Consider the following 26,618-nt stretch of genomic DNA (forward strand, 5'->3'; position numbering starts at 1 on the left):
CGGGCCTTGCTAGCCTGCGTGTTCGACATTCCAGCACACAAATTTCAACGGGCCCTCAATGAACGTTGAACGAGGCCCCGTCCGACGGGGAGGCGCAGCCAGATGGCCGTAGAGGAACAGCCCGCTCAGTCCGTGGAAGCGGCGGCAGCGGCGATGTACTACCCGGTGGCCCCGGGCTACAACGTGAACGTTCGCAGCGGCCCCGGCACCCAGTACCGCGTGGTGCGTGAGCTGCCGCTGGGCGCGAGGGTGCCGATCTTCTGCCAGAAGCCGGGCCAGGCGGTCACGGGCCCGTACGGCACGTCGAAGATCTGGGACAACATCGGCGTCGGCGAGTACGTCTCCGACACCTATGTGAAGACGGGCAGTGACGGCTACGTGGCGCCGCGCTGCGCCTGAGCGGCGTGAGCGGACCGGCCTGCGGGGGCCGCGGGCCCGTCCGGTGATAATCGAGGGCGTGAGCGACGACACCGGCACCCCCAGCACCTCCCCGGCCCCGGGGCCCCAGCCCGAGGAGATCCGCTTCTTCGGCACGACCTGGGTCGACCACAGCGGCAACTACGGGCTGCGCCGCGCCGCGGCCGGCGTGGGCGCGCTCGTCCTGGCCGTCGCCGGCTGCTTCGTCCTCCGTTTCGCCTACGAGGGCCTGGCGATCGCCGACGTCGGATCCCTCGTGAACCTGCTGCTCATCGTGATGTTCGCGATCTGCAGCGCGCTCGCCTTCGCCCGCACCCGCACCGGCTTCACCGAGCGCCACGACCCCGAGAAGCAGGCGTCGCTGCGCGGCTTCATGGCGATCGGCTTCGTGGGCGTCCTGATCGCCTACGCCCTGCGCTGCCTGGTCGAGGCCCCCGGCGAGAAGCTCCGCCGCCAGGAGTACGAGACGGCCCGCGAGCAGTACGAACGCCGCACAGCCCGCCGCACCCGCAACCCATCCAAAAAGAAACCCAAGAACTGACCCCTCCCGGGCTGCCCCTTCCCGGGCTGTCTCCGCGCGGGCTGCCCTTCCCGGGCTGTCTCCGCGCGGGCTGCCCCTTCCCGGGCCGACTCCGCGCGGGCTGCCTCTTCCCGGCTGCCTCTTCCCGGCTGCCCTTTCCCGGCTGACTTCTCCCGGGCCGGCTCCGCGCGGGCTGCCCCTTCCCGGTTGCCTCTTCCCGGGTTGACCCCTCCCGGGCTGTCTCCGCGCGGGCTGACTCCTTCCGGCTGACTCCTTCCGGCTGACTCCGCCCTGGCCGACCCCTCCCGGGCCGACCCGCGCGGGCTGATCCGCCCCGGCCCACCCGCCCGGCTCATCCGCCCCGGCTGCCTCTCCCGGCCCGCCCGCCCCGGCCCGCCCGCCTTGGGCAACCCGCCGCGGTCGACCGCCGCCGCCTTGGGCAATCTGCCGCCTTGGGCGGCAGGGTGGGCAAGGCGGCACCCCGGTGCCGCGCACCCATGACGACGGCGCCGCCCCCGGCATCCCGCGCCCCCCGGCATCCCGCGCCTCCCGGCGCCGCGCGACAACCCACGACAACCCCCCGTACGCCTTGACGCCCACACCCGCCCGGAGGATTATTCATCGTGTGATGAATAAACCGCTGACACCCGCCGTGGAAGCCGCCGGACTCACGGTCGCCCGAGGCCCCCGCACCGTCCTGCGCGGCCTCGACTTCACCGTCCCGCGCGGCCAGATCACCGGCCTGCTCGGCCCCAGCGGCTGCGGCAAGTCGACCCTCATGCGCGCCGTCGTCGGCACGCAGGCCAAGGTCACCGGCGCCCTCACGGTCCTCGACCACCCCGCCGGCCACCCCGACCTGCGCTCCCGCGTCGGCTACGTGACCCAGGCCCCGTCCGTATACCTCGACCTCACGATCCGCCAGAACCTCGCCTACTTCGCGTCCGTCCTGCTCCCCGGCAGGTCCGCCGCCGCCCACCGCCGCACCGAGGTCGACCGCGTCCTCACCGACGTGGACCTCGCCTCCCACGCCGACTCCCTCGCCGGGAACCTCTCCGGCGGCCAGCTCAGCCGCGTCTCCCTTGCCGTCGCCCTGCTCGGCACACCGGACCTTCTGGTCCTCGACGAGCCGACCGTCGGCCTCGACCCGGTCCTCCGCCGCGACCTGTGGAACCTCTTCCACGAACTCGCCGCCCGCGGCGCCACGATCCTCGTCTCCTCGCACGTCATGGACGAGGCCGAGCGCTGCCACCGCCTCCTCCTCATGCGCGAGGGCGAACTCCTCGCCGACGACAGCCCCGACGCCCTGCGCGAGCGCACCGCCACGCCAACCGTCGAAGAGGCGTTCCTCCACCTCGTGGACGAGGCGAACGCGAACACCCCCGCCCACTGACGCACCCACCGACCGAAGCCCCGGGGAACCCGCCATGAACACCTACCGCACCACCGCCACCGCGCTCCGCGTCCTGCGCCAGCTCCGCCACGACCCGCGCTCGATCGCCCTGATGCTGCTCGTCCCGTGCGTGATGCTCTTCCTTCTCCGCTACGTCTTCGACGGCAGCCAGGCCACCTTCAACTCCATCGGCGCCTCGCTCCTCGGCATCTTCCCGCTGATCACGATGTTCCTGGTGACCTCCATCGCCACCCTCCGCGAACGCACCAGCGGCACCCTGGAACGCCTCCTGTCCATGCCGCTCGGCAAGGCGGACCTGATCGGCGGCTATGCGCTGGCCTTCGGCACCGTCGCGATCATCCAGTCGTTCCTCGCCACGGGCCTCGCCCTCTGGGTCCTCGACCTGAACGTCACCGGCTCGGCCTGGCTGCTCCTCCTGGTCGCCCTCCTCGACGCCCTGCTCGGCACGGCCCTCGGCCTCTTCGTCTCGGCGTTCGCGGCATCGGAGTTCCAGGCGGTCCAGTTCATGCCGGCGGTGATCTTCCCGCAGCTCCTGCTCTGCGGCCTGTTCACGGCCCGCGACCAGATGCAGCCGGTCCTGGAGGGAATCTCCGACGTGCTCCCCATGTCGTACGCGGTCGACGGCATGAACGAGGTCCTCAAGCACACCGACCTCACGGCCACCTACATCCGCGACGTCGTGATCGTCGCCGGCTGCGCGGTCCTGGTCCTGGGCCTCGGCGCGGCGACCCTGCGCCGCCGTACGGCCTGAGCCCTGCCGCCCGTTCCGCCCACCGGACACCCATGTAGCGCCGGGCACGGCCGATGCGAGGATGCCTGCGGACGGACGACGCACACGGAAGGCCCCGCTCATGAGCCAGCACCCCCGCCACAAGGTCGCCGTACTCGGCACGGGCAAGATCGGTGAAGCCCTGCTCAGCGGAATGATCCGCGGCGGCTGGGCACCGGGCGACCTCATGGTCACGGCCCGCCGCCCCGAGCGCGCCGAGGAACTCCGCTCGCGCTACGGCGTCACCCCGGTCACCAACCAGGAAGCGGCCAAGCAGGCCGACACCCTGATCCTCACGGTCAAGCCGCAGGACATGGGCACGCTCCTCGACGAACTGGCCCAGCACGTCCCGTCCGACCGCCTCGTGATCAGCGGCGCGGCGGGCATCCCGACCACCTACTTCGAGGAGCGCCTCCCGGAGGGCACCCCGGTGGTCCGCGTCATGACGAACACCCCGGCCCTGGTCGACGAGGCGATGTCCGTCATCTCCGCCGGTACCCACGCGACGGGCGCCCACCTGACGCACGCCGAGGAACTCTTCGGCTCCGTCGGCAAGACCCTCCGCGTCCCCGAGTCCCAGCAGGACGCCTGCACGGCCCTCTCCGGCTCGGGCCCCGCCTACTTCTTCTACTTGGTGGAGGCCATGACCGACGCGGGCATCCTCCTCGGCCTCCCGCGCGACAAGGCCCACGACCTCATCGTCCAGTCCGCCATCGGCGCCGCCACGATGCTCCGCGACAGCGGCGAGCACCCGGTCAAGCTCCGCGAGAACGTCACCTCCCCCGCCGGCACGACCATCAACGCGATCCGCGAACTCGAGAGCCACGGCGTACGAGCCGCCCTCATCGCCGCCCTCGAAGCCGCCCGCGACCGCAGCCGCGAACTGGCCTCCGGCAACAACAACTGACCTGCGTACGGGCCCGGGGCGTGAAGTTGACACGCCCTGGGCCCATCCGTAGTGTTCTCCGAGTTGTCCGCCGTGAGCGCCGACTCCGGTCGGTCCCCGGACAACCATTCCGCAAGACCTCTTAAACGCACGACGACTGACTTCTGCTCGGTCGTCGTCTGCATTTACGTGTGCCTTTGCGAAATGAGGAATCCACGTTCGAAAGGACGCGACCCCGATTAGCTCGGGGGCCGGGAATCCGCTAAAGTCTCACTCGTCGGAACGGCCCAACAGCCGCGAGGACAAGCCCCACTGACTGGGAATCAGGCCCGAAAGGATCTGATAGAGTCGGACTCGCCGGAAAGCCGAAAGGCCGGAAAGCGAAGCGGGACCGAGGCAAATCGGCCGGTGAAACGGTCTGATAGAGTCGGAAACGCGAAACAGCAAGAAACAATAGCAAGACCGAAGGGAAGCGCCCGGAGGAAAGCCCGAGAGGGTGAGTACAAAGGAAGCGTCCGTTCCTTGAGAACTCAACAGCGTGCCAAAAATCAACGCCAGATATGTTGATACCCCGTCTCCAGCGTCTGCTGGGGATGAGGTTCCTTTGTAAAAAAACACAGCGAGGACGCTGTGAACGGTCGGATTATTCCTCCGACTGTTCCGCTCTCGTGTGTGTCGCCCCGATCACGGGGAAACATTCACGGAGAGTTTGATCCTGGCTCAGGACGAACGCTGGCGGCGTGCTTAACACATGCAAGTCGAACGATGAAGCCCTTCGGGGTGGATTAGTGGCGAACGGGTGAGTAACACGTGGGCAATCTGCCCTTCACTCTGGGACAAGCCTTGGAAACGAGGTCTAATACCGGATAACACTCCTGTCCTCCTGGATGGGGGTTAAAAGCTCCGGCGGTGAAGGATGAGCCCGCGGCCTATCAGCTTGTTGGTGAGGTAATGGCTCACCAAGGCGACGACGGGTAGCCGGCCTGAGAGGGCGACCGGCCACACTGGGACTGAGACACGGCCCAGACTCCTACGGGAGGCAGCAGTGGGGAATATTGCACAATGGGCGAAAGCCTGATGCAGCGACGCCGCGTGAGGGATGACGGCCTTCGGGTTGTAAACCTCTTTCAGCAGGGAAGAAGCGAAAGTGACGGTACCTGCAGAAGAAGCGCCGGCTAACTACGTGCCAGCAGCCGCGGTAATACGTAGGGCGCAAGCGTTGTCCGGAATTATTGGGCGTAAAGAGCTCGTAGGCGGCTTGTCACGTCGATTGTGAAAGCTCGGGGCTTAACCCCGAGTCTGCAGTCGATACGGGCTAGCTAGAGTGTGGTAGGGGAGATCGGAATTCCTGGTGTAGCGGTGAAATGCGCAGATATCAGGAGGAACACCGGTGGCGAAGGCGGATCTCTGGGCCATTACTGACGCTGAGGAGCGAAAGCGTGGGGAGCGAACAGGATTAGATACCCTGGTAGTCCACGCCGTAAACGGTGGGCACTAGGTGTGGGCAACATTCCACGTTGTCCGCGCCGCAGCTAACGCATTAAGTGCCCCGCCTGGGGAGTACGGCCGCAAGGCTAAAACTCAAAGGAATTGACGGGGGCCCGCACAAGCAGCGGAGCATGTGGCTTAATTCGACGCAACGCGAAGAACCTTACCAAGGCTTGACATACACCGGAAACGTCCAGAGATGGGCGCCCCCTTGTGGTCGGTGTACAGGTGGTGCATGGCTGTCGTCAGCTCGTGTCGTGAGATGTTGGGTTAAGTCCCGCAACGAGCGCAACCCTTGTTCTGTGTTGCCAGCATGCCCTTCGGGGTGATGGGGACTCACAGGAGACCGCCGGGGTCAACTCGGAGGAAGGTGGGGACGACGTCAAGTCATCATGCCCCTTATGTCTTGGGCTGCACACGTGCTACAATGGCCGATACAATGAGCTGCGATACCGCAAGGTGGAGCGAATCTCAAAAAGTCGGTCTCAGTTCGGATTGGGGTCTGCAACTCGACCCCATGAAGTTGGAGTTGCTAGTAATCGCAGATCAGCATTGCTGCGGTGAATACGTTCCCGGGCCTTGTACACACCGCCCGTCACGTCACGAAAGTCGGTAACACCCGAAGCCGGTGGCCCAACCCCTTGTGGGAGGGAGCTGTCGAAGGTGGGACTGGCGATTGGGACGAAGTCGTAACAAGGTAGCCGTACCGGAAGGTGCGGCTGGATCACCTCCTTTCTAAGGAGCACTTCTTACCGAGTCCTTCGGGACGAGGTCAGAGGCCAGTTCATCAGCGAACGTCTGATGCTGGTTGCTCATGGGTGGAACGTTGATTATTCGGCACGATTGGTTGGCTTCACTAGTACTGCTTCGGCGTGGAACGTGTGAGTGAACTGGTCGGGCCGGGCACGCTGTTGGGTATCTGAGGGTACGGATTTGATCCCGACCTCAATGCCGGCCCCGGTGAAGCGCCAAGGTTCTTGGTGTGTGACGGGTGGTTGGTCGTTGTTTGAGAACTGCACAGTGGACGCGAGCATCTGTGGCCAAGTTTTTAAGGGCGCACGGTGGATGCCTTGGTACCAGGAACCGATGAAGGACGTGGGAGGCCACGATAGTCCCCGGGGAGTCGTCAACCAGGCTTTGATCCGGGGGTTTCCGAATGGGGAAACCCGGCAGTCGTCATGGGCTGTCACCCGCTGCTGAATATATAGGCAGTGTGGAGGGAACGCGGGGAAGTGAAACATCTCAGTACCCGCAGGAAGAGAAAACAACCGTGATTCCGGGAGTAGTGGCGAGCGAAACTGGATGAGGCCAAACCGTATACGTGTGAGACCCGGCAGGGGTTGCGTGTACGGGGTTGTGGGATCTCTCTTCTGTCGTCTGCCGGCGACAGGACGAGTAAGAAACCGTTGATGTAGGCGAAGGACATGCGAAAGGTCCGGCGTAGAGGGTAAGACCCCCGTAGTCGAAACATTAGCGGCTCGTTTGAGAGACACCCAAGTAGCACGGGGCCCGAGAAATCCTGTGTGAATCTGGCGGGACCACCCGTTAAGCCTAAATATTCCCTGGTGACCGATAGCGGATAGTACCGTGAGGGAATGGTGAAAAGTACCGCGGGAGCGGAGTGAAATAGTACCTGAAACCGTGTGCCTACAAGCCGTGGGAGCGTCGCGCATTGAGTTTACTCAATGCGTCGTGACTGCGTGCCTTTTGAAGAATGAGCCTGCGAGTTTGCGGTGTGTTGCGAGGTTAACCCGTGTGGGGAAGCCGTAGCGAAAGCGAGTCCGAACAGGGCGATTCAGTAGCGCGCTCAAGACCCGAAGCGGAGTGATCTAGCCATGGGCAGGTTGAAGCGGAGGTAAGACTTCGTGGAGGACCGAACCCACCAGGGTTGAAAACCTGGGGGATGACCTGTGGTTAGGGGTGAAAGGCCAATCAAACTCCGTGATAGCTGGTTCTCCCCGAAATGCATTTAGGTGCAGCGTCGTGTGTTTCTTGCCGGAGGTAGAGCACTGGATAGGCGATGGGCCCTACCGGGTTACTGACCTTAGCCAAACTCCGAATGCCGGTAAGTGAGAGCACGGCAGTGAGACTGTGGGGGATAAGCTCCATGGTCGAGAGGGAAACAGCCCAGAGCATCGACTAAGGCCCCTAAGCGTACGCTAAGTGGGAAAGGATGTGGAGTCGCAGAGACAACCAGGAGGTTGGCTTAGAAGCAGCCACCCTTGAAAGAGTGCGTAATAGCTCACTGGTCAAGTGATTCCGCGCCGACAATGTAGCGGGGCTCAAGCGTACCGCCGAAGTCGTGTCATTCATACAACAGCCCCAACGGGTGTGTGGATGGGTAGGGGAGCGTCGTGTGCCGGGTGAAGCAGCACCGGAAGGTAGTTGTGGACGGTTCACGAGTGAGAATGCAGGCATGAGTAGCGATACACACGTGAGAAACGTGTGCGCCGATTGACTAAGGGTTCCTGGGTCAAGCTGATCTGCCCAGGGTAAGTCGGGACCTAAGGCGAGGCCGACAGGCGTAGTCGATGGATAACCGGTTGATATTCCGGTACCCGCTGTGACGCGAAAGACATCGAATCCAGTGATGCTAAGGCCGTGAAGCCGTTCCGGACCCTTCGGGGAATGGAAAGTGGTGGAGCCGCCGGTCCAAGCTGGTAGTAGGTGAGCGATGGGGTGACGCAGGAAGGTAGTCCAGCCCGGGCGATGGTTGTCCCGGGGTAAGGGTGTAGGCCGTGCGGTAGGTAAATCCGTCGCACACGAGGCTGAGACCTGATGCCGAGCCGATTGTGGTGAAGTGGATGATCCTATGCTGTCGAGAAAAGCCTCTAGCGAGTTTCATGGCGGCCCGTACCCTAAACCGACTCAGGTGGTCAGGTAGAGAATACCGAGGCGTTCGGGTGAACTATGGTTAAGGAACTCGGCAAAATGCCCCCGTAACTTCGGGAGAAGGGGGGCCATTCCTGGTGATGAGTCTTGCACTCTGAGCTGGGGGTGGCCGCAGAGACCAGCGAGAAGCGACTGTTTACTAAAAACACAGGTCCGTGCGAAGCCGTAAGGCGATGTATACGGACTGACGCCTGCCCGGTGCTGGAACGTTAAGGGGACCGGTTAGTCACATTTCGGTGTGGCGAAGCTGAGAACTTAAGCGCCAGTAAACGGCGGTGGTAACTATAACCATCCTAAGGTAGCGAAATTCCTTGTCGGGTAAGTTCCGACCTGCACGAATGGCGTAACGACTTCTCGACTGTCTCAACCATAGGCCCGGTGAAATTGCACTACGAGTAAAGATGCTCGTTTCGCGCAGAAGGACGGAAAGACCCCGGGACCTTTACTATAGTTTGATATTGGTGTTCGGTTCGGCTTGTGTAGGATAGGTGGGAGACTGTGAACCCTGGACGCCAGTTCAGGGGGAGTCGTCGTTGAAATACCACTCTGGTCGTGCTGGATGTCTAACCTGGGTCCGTGATCCGGATCAGGGACAGTGTCTGATGGGTAGTTTAACTGGGGCGGTTGCCTCCCAAAGAGTAACGGAGGCGCCCAAAGGTTCCCTCAGCCTGGTTGGTAATCAGGTGTTGAGTGTAAGTGCACAAGGGAGCTTGACTGTGAGACCGACGGGTCGAGCAGGGACGAAAGTCGGGACTAGTGATCCGGCGGTGGCTTGTGGAAGCGCCGTCGCTCAACGGATAAAAGGTACCCCGGGGATAACAGGCTGATCTTCCCCAAGAGTCCATATCGACGGGATGGTTTGGCACCTCGATGTCGGCTCGTCGCATCCTGGGGCTGGAGTCGGTCCCAAGGGTTGGGCTGTTCGCCCATTAAAGCGGTACGCGAGCTGGGTTTAGAACGTCGTGAGACAGTTCGGTCCCTATCCTCTGTGCGCGTAGGAATATTGAGAAGGGCTGTCCCTAGTACGAGAGGACCGGGACGGACGAACCTCTGGTGTGCCAGTTGTCCTGCCAAGGGCATGGCTGGTTGGCTACGTTCGGAAAGGATAACCGCTGAAAGCATCTAAGCGGGAAGCCTGCTTCGAGATGAGTATTCCCACCCCCTTTGAGGGGTTAAGGCTCCCAGTAGACGACTGGGTTGATAGGCCGGATCTGGAAGCACCGTAAGGTGTGGAGGTGACCGGTACTAATAGGCCGAGGGCTTGTCCTCAGTTGCTCGCGTCCACTGTGTTGGTTCTGAAACCACGAACAACCGTCGTAGCCATGTGCCACGGCTCCGGTTGACAGTTTCATAGTGTTTCGGTGGTCATAGCGTGAGGGAAACGCCCGGTTACATTCCGAACCCGGAAGCTAAGCCTCACAGCGCCGATGGTACTGCAGGGGGGACCCTGTGGGAGAGTAGGACGCCGCCGAACTAATTTTATAGAAAAGCCCGGACCGGGATACGGTCCGGGCTTTTCTGCGTTTAGGGGCGAAGATATGGGCATGCGCTATGACCTCGTCATCTTCGACAACGACGGTGTACTCGTCGACAGTGAACCGATCTCCAACACGCTCCTGGCCGGCTATCTCACCGAGCTCGGGCACCCGACCTCGTACGAGGAGTCCCTGCGGGACTACATGGGCGCCGCCATGCACCGCGTGCACGACCTGGTCCGCGAGCGGACCGGGCAGCGGCTTCCCGAGGACTTCGACGAGGTCTTTCACGCGCGGGTGTTCGCCGCGTTCGAGCGGGAGCTGGAACCGGTCGACGGCGTGGTCGAGGTCCTGGAGAAGCTGACGGCCGACGGGGTGCCTTACTGCGTCGCGTCCTCCGGGAGTCATGAGCGGATTCGAGTCGGGCACCGGAAGACCGGGCTCGACAAGTGGTTCGGGGACGAGCGGATCTTCAGCTCGCAGGATGTGGGGCGGGGGAAGCCGGCGCCCGATCTGTTCCTGTACGCCGCCGAGCGCATGGGGGTGCCGCCCGAGAAGTGTCTGGTCGTCGAGGACAGCCCGCTCGGGGTGCAGGCGGCCGTCGCCGCCGGGATGGATGTGTACGGGTTCGCCGCGATGACCCCGGCCGAGCGGCTCGCCCAGGCCGATGAACTCTTCGACGACATGCGGGAGTTGCCCCGGCTGCTCGGCTGAGGTCACGAGAGGTCACGGTCGGCCCATGGTTTTGTGATCCATCTACCCACGGGTAGGGCGGAGGCATACGCTGTGCCGCCATGACCGATGGCACAGCAGGGACGGCCGGCACGGTGGGTGGGCGGCTGCGGTGGGGGCGCGGGACGCTGGGGTTCAGCTTCTTCGCGCAGGGCGCCGCCTTCGCGCTGCTCGTGACCCGGATCCCCGCCATTCAGGACCAGTACGGGATATCCGACGCGCTGCTGCCCGTGTTCCTCGCCGCCGTACCGGTGCTGGCCGGGGTCGGCAGCGTAGGCACCGAGCAGTTGGTGAAGAGGGTGCGGCCGAGCAGGGTGCTGCGGTGGTCCCAGCCCGTCGTGCTGTTGGCGCTGCTCGGGGTCGGGGCCGGGGACTCGGTGGCCGAAGTGGCCGTCGCGCTCGCCGCGTTCGGGCTGGCCGTGGGGGCGCTCGACGCCTCGATGAACATGCTCGGCGTCAGCCTGCAGCGGGCGTACGGGCGCAGCATCATGCTCGGCTTCCACGCCGCGTACAGCCTCGGCGGGATCGTCGGGGCGTCGCTCGCGTGGGTCGGGGCGCACTGGGATCTGACGCTGTTCGTGTCGTATCTGCCGGTGGCGTGCGTGCTGTTGCCGCTCTGTCTCGTGGCGAGCCGGTGGTACGTGGACGGGCGGGCGGCCGACGGGGAGGAGGCCGCGCGGGAGCAGGAGCGGGGCGGCGGCGTCGTCTTCAAGGTGCTGCTGCCGCTCTGCCTGGTGATGTCCTTCGCGTACATCGGGGACTCGACCGTCTCCAACTGGAGCGCCAAGTACCTCCAGGACGTGCTGGGGAGTTCGGAGCAGCTGTCCACGGTTCCGTACAACGTCTACATGGTGATGACGCTGGTGGGCCGCGCGGTCGGGGACGTGGGGGTGCGGCGCTTCGGGGCGGTGGCCGTGGTGCGGCTCGGATCCGTCGTGGCTGCCGCCGGGTTCGGGGTGGTGGCTCTGGCGCCGGGGCCCTGGGTGGGGATGCTCGGGTTCACGCTGCTCGGTCTCGGGCTGTGCGTGATCGTGCCGCAGACCTTCGCCGCGGCGGGCCGGCTGTTCCCGAAGGCTTCGGACGCGGCGGTGGCGCGGCTCAATATCTTCAACTACGTGGGTTTTCTGATCGGTTCGCCGCTTGTGGGGGCTTTGGGCGACGCGTGGAGCTATCGCGGGGCGATGCTCGTGCCGATGGCATTGGTGCTGATGACGCTGGTGTACGCCCCGTCGTTCCGGGAGCGGGGGGACAGATACGGTGGCGGGCATGAGCGGCCGCGCGCAATTGATGTGGGACCCGGCGGTAGCGGGGTATGACTTCGGACCCGGACATCCGATGGATCCGGTCAGGCTCGATCTGACCCGGAGACTGGTGGACGCGTTCGGGCTCGACCGGGACATGGACGTCGTCGCGGCCAAGGCGGCCGGGGAGTCGACGCTGCGGCTCGTGCACCGCGAGGACTACGTGGAGGCGGTCAAGGCCGCCTCCCTCGATCCGGACGCCGCCGACCCGGCGTACGGGCTCGGGACCATGGACGATCCGGCCTTCGCCGGGATGCACGAGGTGTCCGCGCTGATCGCCGGGCAGTCGGTGGGGGCCGCGGAGAACGTGTGGCGGGGGAACGCGCTGCACGCCGTGAACTTCGCGGGCGGCCTGCACCACGCGATGCCGGGGGCGGCGTCGGGGTTCTGCGTGTACAACGACGCGGCGCTGGCGATCGCACGACTCCTTGAACTGGGCGCCGAGCGCGTCGTGTACGTGGACGTGGACGTGCATCACGGCGACGGGGTGCAGGCCGCGTTCTGGGAGGACCCGCGGGTCCTGACGATCTCGCTGCACGAGCATCCTCGTACGTTGTTCCCGCAGACCGGCTGGCCCGAGGAGACCGGGGCGGACGGGCCCGCGGAAGGCACGGCCGTGAATGTGGCCCTGCCGGCGGGGACCGGGGACGCCGGGTGGCTGCGGGCGTTGCACGCGGTGGTGCCGGAGCTGTTGGCGGAGTTCCGGCCGCAGGTGCTGGTGACGCAGCACGGGGCCGATACGCACTTCGAGGATCCGCTGGCCCACTTGGCCGTCTCCCTGGACGCGCAGCGGGCCGTGCAGGTCGCCTGCCACGAGTGGGCGCACGAGTACGCCGACGGGCGGTGGGTGGCGCTCGGCGGGGGCGGGTACGCGGTGGTGGACGTCGTGCCACGGTCGTGGACGCACCTGGTGGGGATCGCGGCGGGGCGGGAGATCGCGCCCGAGTCGGTGATCCCGGACGGGTGGCGGCAGGAAGTCTTCGCCCGTACGCGGCAGTTGGCGCCGCAGCGGATGACGGACGGGCGGTGGCCCGTGTCGTATCAGGGGTGGGAGGCGGGCTACGATCCGGCGGACCGCCTCGATCAGGCGGTTCTGGCCACCCGTAAGGCGTCGTATCCGCTGCGGGGGTTGTTGCCGTAGGGGGCCGTAGGGGGGGCGACAGTCGCTGTCCGGCGGGGCGGGGTGTTACTCCGACTGTGGGGTGTTTCGGGGAAGTCGGGGTGGGCGCGGGGGTAATGCAGCAACATCACAAGGGTGTTGAGCGTCGGCGCACTGCGTGCGCACCTGTTGGCGGCTCGGCTTGCCGGGCCCGTGGCGACCTCCCGTGAGGAGAGCCTGCGGAGCTACCGCCTGTTCGAGGCGCGGGATCCGCGGGTGATGCTCGGGCTCGACCCCGAGTGGGCGTGGGGCCACCGGGAGCTGCTCGCGCTGATGGCGGACAAGTGCGGGGTCTCCGGGGATCCGCGGGACCGGACCGGTCACGATGTCATCGATCCGGAACGGACCCTGGCCGCGCTCGACGCGTTTGCGGAGCGCCTCGGCCGGGCCGCCGAGAGCCGGTCCCCAGTGCTGTTCGGGACGGGCCACCCGCATCGGCTGCTCGGTTTCTACGCCGCGCTGGCGGACGCCCTGTCGGCGGTGGGCTGCCCCGTCCTCACCCCCGCGCAGGGTCGGAGTGTCGACATAACGACCCGGTTCGGTCTACGCACGTACAACCTCGACTACGTCCGGGGAGTCGCGCTGATGCGGGAACCGGGCGCGTACCCGGTGCGAAGTGAGACCGGCGCACACACTCACTCGCCACTCCCGGTTCGCCTGGTGCTGGGTGCGCTCTCGGAGGCCGGCGAGCCGCTGCCCGAGCTGGTCATCGGAGACCACGGATGGGTCTGCGGTGCAGGTCAGTTGGGGTTCGACGCCATCGGTCTGGCCGATACGGACGATCCCGCCCTGTTCGTCGGTGAGGCCGAGGGGCAGGTGTCCGTCGTCGTTCCACTTGATGACGCTGTGCGGTCTGATTACTACCGACCGCTTACTCGCTATGTACTCAATCGAGCGTGTCTGTCACAGTAGGCGGCCGATCGCTGCTCCTCTTCCCCACTCGCATCACCCGCCTCTACATTGGGGAGTGAGCACGCAACGACGTTGAGTCACCGGAAGGGGAAGCCGGTGGCCGTCGAGTGCGGAAGGTTCAGGTGTGTCATGGCTGCTGAGCAGAGGCCTCTATCCGAGGTGGCGTTCCTGACCGTGGCGGAGGTCGCCGCGGTGATGCGTGTGTCGAAGATGACCGTGTACCGCTTGGTGCACAGCGGTCATCTGCCCGCGATCCGGGTGGGGAGGTCCTTCCGAGTCCCGGAGAATGCGGTTCACGAGTACCTCCGTGACTCTTACGTGGGGGTGGACGCCGGCTGATCCACGGGGTCCCGCGGACCTCGATTTCTGCTCGGCACTCGGGGCGGGGTAGGCTAGCCCCTCGTAGGTCGTGTGGGCCCCAATGCAGCCCCGCACCGAGTGATTGTCCCCGCACCGCGGGGGTTGTCCGAGAAGTGAGCGAGGGTAGTCGTGGGCTCTGTCATTAAGAAGCGGCGTAAGCGGATGGCGAAGAAGAAGCACCGCAAGCTGCTGAAGCGCACCCGCGTGCAGCGTCGCAACAAGAAGTAAGCGGCGTCTGCTGTAAAGCGCGCCTTGTGGCCCTTCCACCATCCGGTGGGAGGGCCACATTGCGTTGTGCGGGCCGGGGGAAGCGGCACGGGGCGACAGCGCCCTTGAACAGGCAAATGTTCACTTCGGAACCACCTGTTACCTGCATGTGTGTCCGTCGTCACTTCCTGCATCGAGCAGTCATCACAGCGCAACATCGAACCGCTAACGTGGCCCGCAGCAGTGATTGCGGAGCGCGGCGGGGCTGGGACGGAAGGTAGGCGCTGATCTTGGGCAAGGTCGTGCTCGTGACGGGGGTGGCCCGACAGCTGGGCGGCCGGTTCGTACGCAGGATCCAGCGGGACCCCGAGGTGGACCGGGTCATCGGCGTGGACGCGGTGCCGCCGGCGCACCATCTGGGCGGAGCGGACTTCCTCCAGGCCGACATTCGGCAGCCGACGATCGCGCGGGTGCTCGCCGAGTACGCCGTGGACACGGTCGTGCACATGGACGTGACGGGGACCCCGCTCGCCAGCGGGGGCCGCGGCGGGGTCAAGGAGACCAACGTCATCGGCACGATGCAGCTGCTCGGTGCGTGCCAGAAGTCGCCGAACGTGAAGCGCCTGGTGGTGAAGTCCAGTACGAACGTCTATGGCTCGGCGCCGCGCGACCCGGCCGTCTTCACGGAGACGACGCCGCCGAAGTCGCTGCCGAGCGGGGGCTTCGCCAAGGACACCGTGGAGGTCGAGGGCTATGTGCGCGGGTTCGCCCGGCGCCGACCCGACGTCGCGGTGTGCGTGCTGCGCTTCGCCAACATTCTTGGGCCGACGGCGGATTCGCCGCTCGCCGAGTACTTCTCGCTGCCGGTCCTGCCGACCGTGTTCGGCTACGACCCGCGGTTGCAGTTCGTGCACGAGGACGACGTGATCGAGGTGCTGCGGATCGCCTCGCACGAGCCGGTCAGGGGCACGTTGAACAGCGGCACGTTCAATGTCGCCGGTGACGGCGTGCTGTTGCTTTCGCAGTGCTCGCGGCGGCTCGGCCGGCCGACCGTCCCCGTCCTCCTTCCCGCGGTCACCTGGGTGGGCGGCGCGCTGCGTACGCTGGGGGTGACGGACTTCTCGCCCGAGCAGATCCGGCTGCTCACGCACGGACGGATGGTGTCGACGGCCCAGATGCGCGACACACTGGGCTTCGAACCCAAGTACACGACCGCGGAGGCCTTCGCGGAGTTCGTGCGCGGCCGTGGCCCGGGACTGCTGCCGCCGCAGGCCCTCGCGGGGGCCGTCGACCGGATCGCCGCGCTGCCCTTCCTGGGCGGTGCCAGTACCGGCCCCAGCCACCCCCCGACGCAGAGCGCCAACTGAGGAGCGCATCAACGATGGCGGACGCCAAGGTCATTCCGTTCGACGACGACAGGTCGCGAGGGGCGGCGGCGAAGGGCGCCGCGCGCCGCGGCCGAGGGGGTGGCGCGCGACGCAAGGGTGAACCCGTGGCCGTGCGGGAGGTGCGGCCGTTGCAGCAGCCGCGGTCCGAACCCGCGCCCGAGTCCGGGCCGCAGGAGCCGGCCGAGCCGTCGCAGGGCGGCGGCTGGGACCGGAAGATCGCGGGCGGGCTCGCGTTTCTGCGGCGGCGGATCACCGGGGACTACGAGGTCGACGAGTTCGGCTACGACGAGGAGCTCACCGACCAGGTCCTGATGTCGGTGCTCCGGCCGATCGCGGAGAAGTACTTCCGCGTCGAGGTGAAGGGCATCGAGAACATCCCGGCCGAGGGCGGGGCCCTGATCGTCTCCAACCACTCAGGGACGCTGCCGCTGGACGGCCTGATGATGCAGGTCGCCGTGCACGACAACCATCCGACCGGCAGGCATCTGCGGCTGCTCGCGGCCGACTTGGTGTTCATGCTGCCGGTGGTCAACGAGCTGGCGCGCAAGGCCGGGCACACGCTGGCGTGCGCGGAGGACGCGCAGCGGCTGCTCGAGAGCGGTGAGCTGGTCGGTGTGATGCCGGAGGGCTTCAAGGGCGTCGGCAAGCCGTTCAGCGAGCGGTACAAGTTGCAGCGCTTCGGGCGGGGCGGGTTCGTGTCGACCGCGTTGCGCGCCGGCACGCCGATCGTGCCGTGCTCGGTCGTCGGGGCGGAGGAGATCTACCCGATGGTCGGCAACGCCAAGACGCTCGCGCGGCTCCTCGGCTTCCCGTACTTCCCGATCACGCCTACGTTCCCGTGGCTGGGGCCGCTCGGTGCGGTGCCGTTGCCGACGAAGTGGACGATCCAGTTCGGCGAGCCGATCCCGACGGACGGCTATCCGCCGGAGGCGGCGGAGGACCCGATGCTGATGTTCAACCTGACCGACCAGGTCCGCGAACAAATCCAGCACACGCTCTACAAGTTGCTGGTACAGCGGCGGTCGGTGTTCTTCTGAGGAAGACCACGTAGCGGGGGTGCGGGCCGGGGTCGGCTTCTGTTCCGTGGCGGGGGCTGTCGTGTCGGCGGACGGAGTCCGGCGCAGCTGTCCGAAGCCTGCGGAGCAGTGCGAGGGCAGCAGAGAGAAGGGGCCAAGTTGCTGGTACAGCGGCGGTCGGTGTTCTTCTGAGCGGGAGCACGAAGAGGGGGTGCAGGGAACCGGTCCCCGCACCCCCTCCGTGGCAGAACTACTTGGCGTCCTCGCCGTCGACGCCCAGGCCCGGCAGTAGGCCGGGGAGTAGCGGGGGCACCGTCACGTCCGGCTTGGGGGAGCCCGTGTCCGTGTTGGAGCCCGGGCTGCCGTCCGAGGGGCTCGGGGTCGTCCGGTCCTTCGGCGGGTCGAGGAGACCGCCCGTGTTCTCGCCGAGCAGGCCCTCGTCGTCCTTGCCGGTGTCGGACGTGGACGGCTTCGGCTTCGTCGACGTCTTGTCGTCCCGGGAGGCGGAGCCGGACGGCGTGGAGCCGCGGGTGCCCGGGGTCCCCGGCGACGTACCGTCCTGGCTGGTGCCAGGGCTCGTCGCGCCGCTCTTCTCGTCAGGGGTCCGCGGCAGCAGGGAGCGCAGCGGGCCGACTTCTTCGTCTATGGCGTCGAAGACCGAACTGACCTGGTCCCGCACGTCCCCGAGCTGGACCGGCAGGCGGTCGCTCAGGGCCGTCCAGCTCTGCCTGTGCGCGTCGGAGAAGGTGGACAGGGCCTGGATCGGGCCGAGGGCGCCGTCACGCTTGTACGCGTCGCTGAGCAGCCGGTGGCCCTCGGAGGCGTCGTACTGCACCCCGGAGAGCGCGCGCCTGACCTCGCCCACGGACTCGTGGTCGAGCTGTCCCGTGCGGCCGCGCTCCATGAGGCGCCGCGCCTCGCTCAGCCGCGTCGACGCCTGGTCGAGGTAGGCCTGCCCCTTGTCGGAGTCGCTGTGCGCCATGCCCAGCTTCAGGTCCTCCATGCCGCGCTTGAGGCCGTAGAGGTGGTCACCCGGCAGTGCGCTGGACGACGCCGCGGCCACACCGCTGAACGCGCCCGCGGCCACACCGACCGTGAGCCCGCCCGCCGCGATGCCCTTGGTCAGCCGGGAGCGGGGCCGCAGCTTCCGCAGTGGACTCGCCCGGTGGGCGCCCTTGCCCTGACGCTGCTTCGGAACGGAGGTGGCCGCGCCGCCCTCCTGGACCATGGCCTCCATCGCTGCGACGAGCTGCGCCCGCTGCACGACCTTGACCTCGGGGTCCAACTCCGGCTTCGGCAGCTCGCCGAGAGCCGCGGCCAGGGACAGCAGCCCGCCCTCCTCGGCCGCCGCCGCGTCGCTGTGCCGGGCGGCCGGTTCTTCTTCCGGTTGCTGCGCCGCCGGGTCCTGGTCGGACTGGTCCTCCAGGGCCTGGGCGAAGGCGTTCGCCCGCCGGTGTGCCGATACGTTCGCGATCACTGGCGGCACCTCCTCTCAATCATGACGGTCGACTCCCCAGGGGGTCCTGGGGTTGCACCCCCGGTACCGGATACACACCAAAGAGTGAGTGCATTCCGATCGGGAGTGACCACAGGGAGCCTGCATCCCGCACAACGAGCGGCTCGGTACTTGGGTTACGCGCGAAAGGCGATCCGAGCGCGATCCCATCTCTCTTTCACCGTAGGTGAGTTGGGGACTGCGGGCAGTAACGGGTCCAGGGATGAAGAAGAGGCGGCCGGGCTCAGCGGGCGTCGTCCGGCAGAAGCCGTGCCAGGGTGCGCACCGCCCGGTACTGGAGGGTCTTGATCGCGCCCTCGTTCTTGCCCATCGCGCGAGCGGTCTCGGCGACGGACAGGCCTTGCAGGAAGCGCAGCGTCACGCACTCCTGCTGCTGCGGGTTGAGGCGGCGCACCGCGTCGAGCAGGGCCGCGTTGGAGAGGGACTCCAGGACGGAGTCCTCGGGGGAACGCTCCACCTCGTTCGCGTCGAGCATTTCGCCCGTGGTCACTTCGAGGCGGAAGCGGCTCGACTTGAAGTGGTCCGCGACCAGGTTGCGCGCGATCGTGACCAGCCAGGCGCCGAAGTCGCGGCCCTGCCAGGTGAACGTGCCGATGCGGCGCAGCGCGCGCAGGAAGGTCTCGCTGGTGAGGTCCTCCGCCGTCGCCTTCCCGCCGACGCGGTAATAGATGTAGCGGTACACGGTGTCGCTGTACTGGTCGTAGAGCCTGCCGAACGCGTCGGCCTCGCCTCCCTGGGCGCGCTCGACCAGATCCATCATGCGGGCACTGTCGCTGTCGGCCGCGGGGCGGCGGGCCGTAGGTGTGGCCGACCGGGCAGCGGTGCCCGAGGCGCCGGCGGACCCGGAGCGGGCCCGTCTGCCGACGGTGGCCGCGGTCGAATCGGCCATGGCGAAACATGGCGAGGCAGGGGTGGGCACGGCCGACGCTGCCGCAGCGGCGAGGGCGGGGACGGCGTACGCGGTGGGGACGAAACCGCGCAAGCGGTCCACGACCGTCGCGTGCAGCGTAGCCAGGCCCGAGGCGTCAACCCCGACGTGTGGGTACACGGGACTCCCAGAGGCAGAGCTTCCATCACGTGCAGTGCGGGACCGTTCACCCGTCGTGCTGACGCGTGGGTACCGGTTTGCGTCTGAGGAGAATAACGCTTCGTGCAGGGAGCACTACACCCAGTTGCTCAAATCACCGATTACGTCACTTCTGTAGTCGCTCGACGGCGATTCAAGTACCAGAGAGTGACCGTTTGTTGATCGAATCGGTTCAGATTCCGTGTCCGGGCGTGACGCGTTGTGGCCGAGTGGTACCAACGGGACTGGCGAGGGCCGTGCCCGGGTAAGACGTTCGGAATGTCGTCAGCGACGGCGACGGTGCAGCGCGATCGCCGCCGCCGTACCGCCCGCGACGGCGCCGACGCCGGCCGCGGCGGGGAGGCCGACCTTCGCGGCCTTGCGGCCCGTGCGGTAGTCCCGCAGCCGCCAGTCACGCTCGCGCGCGTACTTGCGCAGCTTCGTGTCCGGGTTGATCGCGTACGGGTGTCCGACGAGCGACAGCATCGGGATGTCGTTGTGCGAGTCGCTGTACGCGGCGCAGCGGCCGAGCTCCAGGCCCTCGGCGGAGGCGAGCGCCCTGACGGCCTCGGCCTTCGCGGGGCCGTGCAGCGGTTCGCCGACGAGCCTGCCGGTGTAGACGCCGCCGATGGACTCGGCGACCGTGCCGAGCGCGCCGGTCAGGCCGAGGCGGCGGGCGATGACCGTGGCGATCTCCACGGGCGCGGCGGTGACCAGCCAGACCTTCTGGCCCGCGTCCAGGTGCGCCTGGGCGAGGGCGCGGGTGCCGGGCCAGATCCGCTCCGCCAGGTACTCGTCGTAGATCTCCTCGCCGATGGACATCAGCTCGGCGACGCGGTGGCCCTTCACGATGGACAGGGCGCTGTTCTGCGCGTCCTGCATGTGCTCGGGGTCCTCGACGCCGGCGATCCTGAACCAGGCCTGCTGCCAGGCGAATCGGGTCAGCTCGCGGCGCTCGAAGAACTTCCGCTTGTACAGGCCCCGGCCGAAGTGGAAGATCGCCGCGCCCTGCATCACGGTGTTGTCCAGGTCGAAGAAGGCGGCGGCCTTGTCGTCGCCCGCGACCGGGAACTCCGGTTCCTGCGCGGCCTCGTCGACCTGCGGCGCCTGGTCCTCCAGCTCCTGGGAGGACTTGCGGGCGGCCTCGGCCGAAGCCTCGCCTGCCAGCACGCTCCGCGCGGTGGCGGAGCGCCTACGGGGTGTGAGCCATCCGAGAGCGGCCATGTCGTGAGCATAGCCATTCTGTTCGGGGGTTCCGGAGTCGCGCGGGTTTCGAGAGCCTGTCCGCACGTGAATTCTCGGCGACAGGAGGGCCGTGAGTGGGGCGAGAATGGCCGGTATGAGTCCCATTTTTCGAAACCGCGAGAAGAAGGATCCGAGTGAGCGGATCGTCACGCTGATCGGGAAGCCCGGCTGTCATCTGTGCGACGACGCACAGTCGGTGATCGAGAAGGTGTGCGCCGAGGTCGGAGCGGCCTGGGAGAAGAAGGACATCACCGAGGACGAGGAGCTGTACCGCAAGTACTGGGAGCAGATCCCGGTCGTCCTCGTCGACGGGGCGCAGCACGACTTCTGGCGCGTCCAGGAGGAGCGGCTGCGACGCGCGCTCACTCGGTGACGGACCGCGCGCAACGCCCCTGGTCGGCCCGGGACCGGTCGCACAGGTCACTGACCGAGCAGTCCAACTGGTCCCAAAAGTCGCTTAGGATCGGGGGCGGTTTTGGTCTCGGGGGCGTGGATCTTGGCAACGTTGAGGAGAGTGTGCCGTTTTGGCCCCCACAGGTGAGCAACGAAGCTACCTGCGCGCCGGTTCCACGGAGGCGCGCGGGGCGCGCGTGAGCCCGGTCACGTTGGCCGGGCAAATCGGACACCATCTTTGTGCACGCGTTCACAAAGACATAGCCTGCATTCGACGGGGCGGTCGAGTAGCAGGGTGCCGCCCACAGCCCCGCTCTACCCGCAGGAGCACCGTGGCAACTGGCCGAACTCACCGACCGGCGACCCGCAGCCGAGGAATTCCCGAGGCCACCGTCGCCAGGCTTCCGCTGTACCTCCGAGCCCTCACCGCTCTGTCGGAACGCTCGGTACCCACGGTCTCCTCCGAGGAACTCGCGGCCGCGGCGGGGGTCAACTCCGCGAAGCTGCGCAAGGATTTCTCGTACCTCGGTTCGTACGGGACCCGCGGCGTGGGCTACGACGTCGAGTACCTCGTCTACCAGATCTCACGCGAGCTGGGCCTCACGCAGGACTGGCCGATCGTGATGGTCGGTATCGGTAACCTCGGTGCGGCGCTTGCCAATTACGGTGGTTTCGCCTCGCGCGGTTTCCGCGTCGCGGCGCTGATCGACGCCGACCCGGCGATGACCGGCAAGTCCGTCGCGGGCATGGCCGTGCAGCACGCCGACGACCTCGAGAAGATCATCGACGAGAACGGCGTCTCCATCGGCGTCATCGCGACCCCGGCCGGCGCCGCGCAGCAGGTCTGCGACCGGCTCGTCGCCGCAGGCGTCAGCTCCATCCTGAACTTCGCGCCGACGGTGCTGTCCGTTCCCGACGGCGTGGACGTGCGCAAGGTCGACCTCTCCATCGAGCTCCAGATCCTCGCCTTCCACGAGCAGCGCAAGGCCGGCGAGGTCCCGGTGGACGCGGCCGAGGGCGCGGTGGGCGTCGAGGGCCCGGCCGCCAAGGTCACCAAGCCCGCCGCCGGTGCCGCCAAGAACAACGACGACCGCAAGGGACCCGACGGGGACGTGCCCGCCGTGATGCCGGCATGAGCCTCCTCGTCGTCGGTCTGAGCCACCGCAGCGCCCCCGTCAGCGTCCTGGAGCGCGCCGCGCTGAACCCGGACACCCAGGCGAAGCTGCTGCAGGACACGCTCGCCGCCGAACCGGCCGCCGAGGCCGCGGTGCTCGCCACCTGCAACCGCATCGAGCTGTACGCGGACGTGGACAAGTTCCACGCCGGTGTCGCCGAGCTGTCGACGCTGCTCGCCCAGCACAGCGGCGTCGGCCTCGAAGAGCTCACTCCTTATCTTTATGTGCACTACGAGGACCGGGCGGTGCACCACCTGTTCTCGGTGGCGTGCGGGCTCGACTCGATGGTGGTCGGCGAGGGGCAGATCCTCGGCCAGATCAAGGACACCCTCGCGCGGGCGCAGGAACTGCACTCCGCGGGCAAGCTCCTCAACGACCTCTTCCAGCAGGCACTGCGGGTGGGCAAGCGCGCCCACTCGGAGACCGGGATCGACCGTGCCGGGCAGTCGCTCGTCACCTTCGGCCTTGAGCAGCTCGCCGCCGGGCAGTCGGTGGACGGGTGGGCGCAGGGCAAGCGGGCGCTCGTGATCGGCGCCGGCTCGATGTCCTCGCTCGCCGCGGCCACGCTCGCGCGGGCCGGAGTGGCCGAAGTCGTCGTCGCCAACCGGACATTGGAGCGCGCCGACCGCCTCGTGGAGATCCTGGGCGACGCGGGAACGGCGGCCCGTGCGGTCGCGATGGACGCCGTGGCGGACGAACTGACACGTGCCGACGTCGCCATCTCCTGCACCGGCGCGACCGGACTCGTCCTGACCGCCGACGCGGTGCGTTCCGCCGTCGCGGGCCGCACGCCGACAGCGGGCGGCGAGGTGCCGAGCGCACCCTCCGCGACCCCGGGCCGGTCCGCCGCGGACGGCGGCTCCGTCGAGGCGGTGCGCGGTGGCTTCTCCGTCGAGGGCGAGGCCGCGGTCGCCGGATTCGACGCCGCCGCTCTCGAGCAGCACGGCGCCTGGGTCGACAACGCCCCCGGCGAGCAGGTGCGCCCCGTCCAGGCCTCGGAGGCCGAGACCATCGCCGCCCTCGCCGTCGCCGGACGGGTGCCGGAGATGCGCCGCGAGCGCGTCCCCGAGCCCGTACGCCAGGTGGCGCTCGCCCTGCTCGACCTGGCGATGCCGCGTGATGTCGACGCGGCCGCGCACCGTATCGACGGGGTCCGCCTCGTCGACATCGAATCGCTCGCCGAGGCCTCGGCGGACGCGCCGATGGCCGCCGACGTCGACATGGTGCGCGGCATCGTGGCCGACGAGGTCGCCGCGTTCGGCGCCGCGCAGCGGGCCGCGCACATCACGCCGACCGTCGTCGCGCTGCGCACGATGGCCGCGGACGTGGTGGCGAGCGAGATCGCCCGGCTCGACGGCAGGCTCCCCGGCCTCGACGAGAAGCAGCGCGCGGAGATCACCCAGACCGTGCGGCGCGTGGTGGACAAACTGCTGCACGCGCCGACCGTACGGGTCAAGCAGCTCGCGGCCGAACCCGGCGGCGCCGGGTACGCGGACGCCCTGCGGACCCTGTTCGACCTGGACCAGGAGACGGTCGCCGCCGTTTCCCGGGCCACCCCCCACGAAGCAGAAGGCAAGAATCGAGGCCCGGCATGACCGCCGAGAAAGCCCTGAGGCTGGGCACCAGGCGCAGCAAGCTGGCCATGACCCAGTCGGGGCATGTGGCCGAAGCCGTACGTCAGTTGACCGGCCGCGAGGTCGAGCTGGTGGAGATCACCTCGTACGGTGACACCACCCGCGAGCCGATGTCGCAGATCGGCGGTACCGGCGTCTTCGTCACCGCCCTGCGCGACGCGCTCGCGAGCGGTGAGATCGACTTCGCGGTGCACTCGCTCAAGGACCTGCCGACCGCACAGCCCGACAACCTGGTGATCGCCGCCATCCCGGTGCGCGAGGACCCGCGGGACGTGCTGATCGCGCGTGACGGCCTGAAGTTCACGGACCTGCCGGCGGGCGCCAGGGTGGGCACGGGTTCGCTGCGCCGCATGGCGCAGCTGAACGCGTACGCCCGCTCCCACGGTCAGCGCATCGAGATGGTGTCGATCCGTGGGAACATCGACACCCGGATCGGGTTCGTGGAGAAGGGCGAGCTGGACGCGGTGGTTCTCGCGGCAGCCGGCCTCAGCCGCGCGGGGCGCACCGACGAGGTCACCGACTTCCTCGCGCCCGACATGGTTCTGCCCGCCCCCGGCCAGGGGGCACTGGCTGTCGAGTGCGCCGCTGACAACAGCGAACTCGTCGCCATGCTCGCCGAGTTGGACGACCCGCTCACGCGGGCCGCCGTGACCGCCGAGCGATCCCTGCTCGCCGCCCTGGAGGCCGGCTGCAGCGCACCTGTGGGTGCTCTGGCCGACCTGCTGGTCGACGGGCAGGTTGCCAAGGAAATGCGCCTGCGCGGCGTCGTCGGTTCGACCGACGGCTCCGAGCTGGTGCAGCTGTCCACCACCGGTCCCGTGCCCTCGTCGGACGACGAGGCGCTGGCACTCGGGCGGGAACTCGCCGCCGAGATGCTGGCCAAGGGTGCGGCCGGTCTGATGGGGGAGCGAGCACGATGAGCCCCACCACCGCTGTATCGACCGCCTGTGCACCTGGGCACGTCACCTTCCTGGGTGCGGGTCCCGGTGATCCAGGACTGCTGACCCTCAGGGCCGTGGAGGCCCTGACCCGAGCGGATGTGCTGATCGCCGAGCCCGAAGTGCTCGACGTCGTGCGGACGCATGCCAAGGCCGGCGTGACCGTCCTCGACGCCACGGGCGCCCCCGAGCGCACGGCGACCCCTGACGGCCCGTCAACTGCCGTCATGGTCCCGGCTCTGAGGGACTGGGCCAATCTTGTCATGGAGGCCGCGAGGGGCGGCAAGCGGGTCGTGCGTGCGGTCACCGGGGACCCCGGCCTCGACACGTACGCGGCCGAGGAGATGCTCGCCTGCGCGACAGCCGGCATCACCTTCGAGGTCGTGCCCGGCATCGCGGCGGCCGTGGGTGTGCCCGCGTACGCCGGTGTGCCGCTCCGTGACGAGCAGGGCGCCGACGTCCGCTTCGTGGACGCGGCGACCGCCTCCGAGCGCTGCTGGACGGAGGTCGGCGCGTCCGACGGCACGGTCGTCGTGTCGACGACGCTCGACTCCGTGGGCTCCGCCGCCGGCGAGCTGGTGGCGGCGGGCCGCAAGCCGGACACCCCGCTGTCCGTCACGGTCGCCGGTACGACGACGCGGCAGAAGACCTGGACGGCGACGCTCGGCACGATCGCGCAGACCCTGAAGCAGGCCAAGGTGCTGCCGTCGCCCGAGGGCAACCGGCCGGTCATAGCCGTGGTCGGTGAGCGCAGTGCCGCCGCCCAGCGTGACCAGCTGTCCTGGTTCGAGTCGAAGCCGCTGTTCGGCTGGCGCGTGCTCGTACCCAGGACGAAGGAGCAGGCGGCCTCGCTCTCCGACCAGCTCACCTCCTACGGTGCCGTGCCGCACGAGGTCCCGACCATCGCGGTCGAGCCGCCGCGCACGCCGCAGCAGATGGAGCGCGCGGTCAAGGGCCTGGTGACGGGCCGCTACGAGTGGATCGCCTTCACCTCGGTGAACGCGGTCAAGGCCGTCCGCGAGAAGTTCGAGGAGTACGGGCTCGACGCCCGCGCCTTCGCCGGGATCAAGGTCGCGGCGGTGGGCGACCAGACGGCGCAGGCCCTCATCGACTTCGGCGTGAAGCCGGACCTGGTGCCGAGCGGCGAGCAGTCGGCCGCCGGTCTCCTGGAGGACTGGCCGCCGTACGACCCGGTCTTCGACCCGATCGACCGTGTCTTCCTGCCGCGCGCCGACATCGCGACCGAGACCCTCGTCGCCGGGCTCATCGAGCTGGGCTGGGAGGTCGACGACGTGACGGCGTACCGGACCGTGCGCGCGTCGCCGCCGCCGGCGGACACGCGTGAGGCGATCAAGGGCGGCGGCTTCGACGCGGTGCTCTTCACCTCGTCGTCGACGGTGCGGAACCTGGTCGGCATCGCGGGCAAGCCGCACAACGTGACGGTGATCGCCTGCATCGGCCCGGCGACGGCCAAGACGGCCGAGGAGCACGGGCTGCGGGTCGATGTGATGGCGCCCGAGCCGTCGGTGCTGAAGTTGGCGGCGGCGCTTGCGGACTTCGGTACGAAGCGGAGGGCTGCCGCCATTGATGCGGGGGATCCGGTGACGCGGCCGAGTGAGCGGCGGCCGGGGTCGCGGCGGCGGCGCGCGGCTCCGTAAGGAAGAGTGTGGGGCGGGCATTTTCCGGGCTTACGGGTCCGGATGCCCGCCCTTCTGTTT

21 protein-coding genes and 3 rRNA genes are annotated in these 26,618 nt (G+C 67.7%); 21 read left to right on the plus strand and 3 right to left on the minus strand.

Going from position 1 to position 26,618, the window contains the following annotated elements:
• Window positions 1-102 precede the first annotated feature (102 nt).
• The 16 genes from ACP4E5_RS25375 to ACP4E5_RS25450 all read left to right on the plus strand — a co-directional run bounded on the left by ACP4E5_RS25375 (window position 103) and on the right by ACP4E5_RS25450 (window position 16,954).
• Entirely contained in the window at window positions 103-399 is a 297-nt protein-coding gene (locus tag ACP4E5_RS25375) for an SH3 domain-containing protein (RefSeq protein ID WP_425832419.1), read from the plus strand.
• A 58-nt stretch (window positions 400-457) separates the two neighbouring features.
• A complete protein-coding gene (locus tag ACP4E5_RS25380; RefSeq protein ID WP_425832421.1) occupies window positions 458-958 on the plus strand; it encodes an EamA/RhaT family transporter in 501 nt (166 codons plus the stop codon).
• A gap of 607 nt (window positions 959-1,565) precedes the next feature.
• A complete protein-coding gene (locus ACP4E5_RS25385) occupies window positions 1,566-2,327 on the plus strand; it encodes an ABC transporter ATP-binding protein (RefSeq protein WP_425832423.1) in 762 nt (253 codons plus the stop codon).
• A gap of 34 nt (window positions 2,328-2,361) precedes the next feature.
• Window positions 2,362-3,099, plus strand: a complete 738-nt coding sequence (locus ACP4E5_RS25390) for an ABC transporter permease (RefSeq protein WP_425832425.1) — start codon at window positions 2,362-2,364, stop codon at window positions 3,097-3,099.
• Between the two features lie 100 nt (window positions 3,100-3,199).
• Window positions 3,200-4,024, plus strand: coding sequence for a pyrroline-5-carboxylate reductase (proC, locus tag ACP4E5_RS25395; RefSeq protein WP_425832427.1), 825 nt, complete (start codon window positions 3,200-3,202; stop codon window positions 4,022-4,024).
• Window positions 4,025-4,700: 676 nt separating this feature from the next.
• A 16S ribosomal RNA gene (locus ACP4E5_RS25400) occupies window positions 4,701-6,226 on the plus strand.
• 303 nt (window positions 6,227-6,529) lie between these two features.
• Window positions 6,530-9,652, plus strand: a 23S ribosomal RNA gene (locus ACP4E5_RS25405).
• An 88-nt stretch (window positions 9,653-9,740) separates the two neighbouring features.
• A 5S ribosomal RNA gene (rrf, locus tag ACP4E5_RS25410) occupies window positions 9,741-9,857 on the plus strand.
• Together the 16S, 23S and 5S rRNA genes form the textbook arrangement of a ribosomal RNA operon.
• A gap of 70 nt (window positions 9,858-9,927) precedes the next feature.
• Window positions 9,928-10,572 (plus strand): HAD family hydrolase, encoded by a 645-nt coding sequence (locus ACP4E5_RS25415; RefSeq protein ID WP_425832429.1) that lies wholly within the window; start codon window positions 9,928-9,930, stop codon window positions 10,570-10,572.
• An 80-nt stretch (window positions 10,573-10,652) separates the two neighbouring features.
• The gene (locus ACP4E5_RS25420; RefSeq protein ID WP_425832431.1) at window positions 10,653-11,906 is read left to right on the plus strand and encodes an MFS transporter; all 1,254 of its coding nucleotides are present in this window, start codon (window positions 10,653-10,655) and stop codon (window positions 11,904-11,906) included.
• On the plus strand, window positions 11,857-13,032 hold the full coding sequence (locus ACP4E5_RS25425) for an acetoin utilization protein AcuC (RefSeq protein ID WP_425832433.1): 1,176 nt from the start codon (window positions 11,857-11,859) through the stop codon (window positions 13,030-13,032). The genes ACP4E5_RS25420 and ACP4E5_RS25425 overlap by 50 nt, the downstream gene beginning before the upstream one ends.
• 114 nt (window positions 13,033-13,146) lie before the next feature.
• Window positions 13,147-13,962 carry a phosphatase gene (locus ACP4E5_RS25430; RefSeq protein WP_425832435.1) on the plus strand — a complete coding sequence of 272 codons (816 nt, stop codon included), beginning with the start codon at window positions 13,147-13,149 and terminating at the stop codon, window positions 13,960-13,962.
• Between the two features lie 129 nt (window positions 13,963-14,091).
• Window positions 14,092-14,301, plus strand: coding sequence for a helix-turn-helix domain-containing protein (locus ACP4E5_RS25435; RefSeq protein ID WP_403853936.1), 210 nt, complete (start codon window positions 14,092-14,094; stop codon window positions 14,299-14,301).
• Between the two features lie 150 nt (window positions 14,302-14,451).
• Window positions 14,452-14,550, plus strand: coding sequence for a 30S ribosomal protein bS22 (locus ACP4E5_RS25440; RefSeq protein ID WP_003948845.1), 99 nt, complete (start codon window positions 14,452-14,454; stop codon window positions 14,548-14,550).
• Between the two features lie 269 nt (window positions 14,551-14,819).
• Complete coding sequence (locus tag ACP4E5_RS25445) at window positions 14,820-15,896, plus strand: NAD-dependent epimerase/dehydratase family protein (protein WP_425832438.1); 1,077 nt, start codon at window positions 14,820-14,822, stop codon at window positions 15,894-15,896.
• 14 nt (window positions 15,897-15,910) lie between these two features.
• Window positions 15,911-16,954 carry a lysophospholipid acyltransferase family protein gene (locus ACP4E5_RS25450; RefSeq protein WP_425832440.1) on the plus strand — a complete coding sequence of 348 codons (1,044 nt, stop codon included), beginning with the start codon at window positions 15,911-15,913 and terminating at the stop codon, window positions 16,952-16,954.
• 229 nt (window positions 16,955-17,183) lie between these two features.
• Here ACP4E5_RS25450 and ACP4E5_RS25455 read toward each other — a convergent pair whose 3' ends face one another.
• The 3 genes from ACP4E5_RS25455 to ACP4E5_RS25465 all read right to left on the minus strand — a co-directional run bounded on the left by ACP4E5_RS25455 (window position 17,184) and on the right by ACP4E5_RS25465 (window position 20,739).
• Window positions 17,184-18,410: a DUF5667 domain-containing protein gene (locus tag ACP4E5_RS25455; protein WP_425832442.1), complete on the minus strand. Its 1,227-nt coding sequence runs from the start codon at window positions 18,408-18,410 to the stop codon at window positions 17,184-17,186.
• Between the two features lie 262 nt (window positions 18,411-18,672).
• A complete protein-coding gene (locus tag ACP4E5_RS25460) occupies window positions 18,673-19,497 on the minus strand; it encodes an ECF subfamily RNA polymerase sigma factor, BldN family (RefSeq protein ID WP_425832444.1) in 825 nt (274 codons plus the stop codon).
• Window positions 19,498-19,800: 303 nt separating this feature from the next.
• The gene (locus ACP4E5_RS25465) at window positions 19,801-20,739 is read right to left on the minus strand and encodes an HAD family hydrolase (RefSeq protein WP_425832446.1); all 939 of its coding nucleotides are present in this window, start codon (window positions 20,737-20,739) and stop codon (window positions 19,801-19,803) included.
• Window positions 20,740-20,845: 106 nt separating this feature from the next.
• On the opposite strand from ACP4E5_RS25465, the gene ACP4E5_RS25470 reads away from it, so the two are divergent.
• From ACP4E5_RS25470 to ACP4E5_RS25490, 5 genes are all read left to right on the plus strand, one after another.
• Window positions 20,846-21,133: a glutaredoxin family protein gene (locus ACP4E5_RS25470; protein WP_425832448.1), complete on the plus strand. Its 288-nt coding sequence runs from the start codon at window positions 20,846-20,848 to the stop codon at window positions 21,131-21,133.
• A 352-nt stretch (window positions 21,134-21,485) separates the two neighbouring features.
• A complete protein-coding gene (locus ACP4E5_RS25475; protein WP_425832450.1) occupies window positions 21,486-22,289 on the plus strand; it encodes a redox-sensing transcriptional repressor Rex in 804 nt (267 codons plus the stop codon).
• Entirely contained in the window at window positions 22,286-23,923 is a 1,638-nt protein-coding gene (locus ACP4E5_RS25480; protein ID WP_425832452.1) for a glutamyl-tRNA reductase, read from the plus strand. Before ACP4E5_RS25475 ends, ACP4E5_RS25480 begins: the two co-directional genes overlap by 4 nt.
• The gene (gene hemC / locus ACP4E5_RS25485; RefSeq protein WP_425832454.1) at window positions 23,920-24,882 is read left to right on the plus strand and encodes a hydroxymethylbilane synthase; all 963 of its coding nucleotides are present in this window, start codon (window positions 23,920-23,922) and stop codon (window positions 24,880-24,882) included. Before ACP4E5_RS25480 ends, hemC begins: the two co-directional genes overlap by 4 nt.
• A complete protein-coding gene (locus ACP4E5_RS25490) occupies window positions 24,879-26,558 on the plus strand; it encodes a bifunctional uroporphyrinogen-III C-methyltransferase/uroporphyrinogen-III synthase (RefSeq protein WP_425832456.1) in 1,680 nt (559 codons plus the stop codon). Before hemC ends, ACP4E5_RS25490 begins: the two co-directional genes overlap by 4 nt.
• Window positions 26,559-26,618: the final 60 nt, after the last annotated feature.

It is taken from the genome of Streptomyces fractus (assembly GCF_049844455.1).
Lineage (GTDB): Bacteria > Actinomycetota > Actinomycetes > Streptomycetales > Streptomycetaceae > Streptomyces > Streptomyces fractus.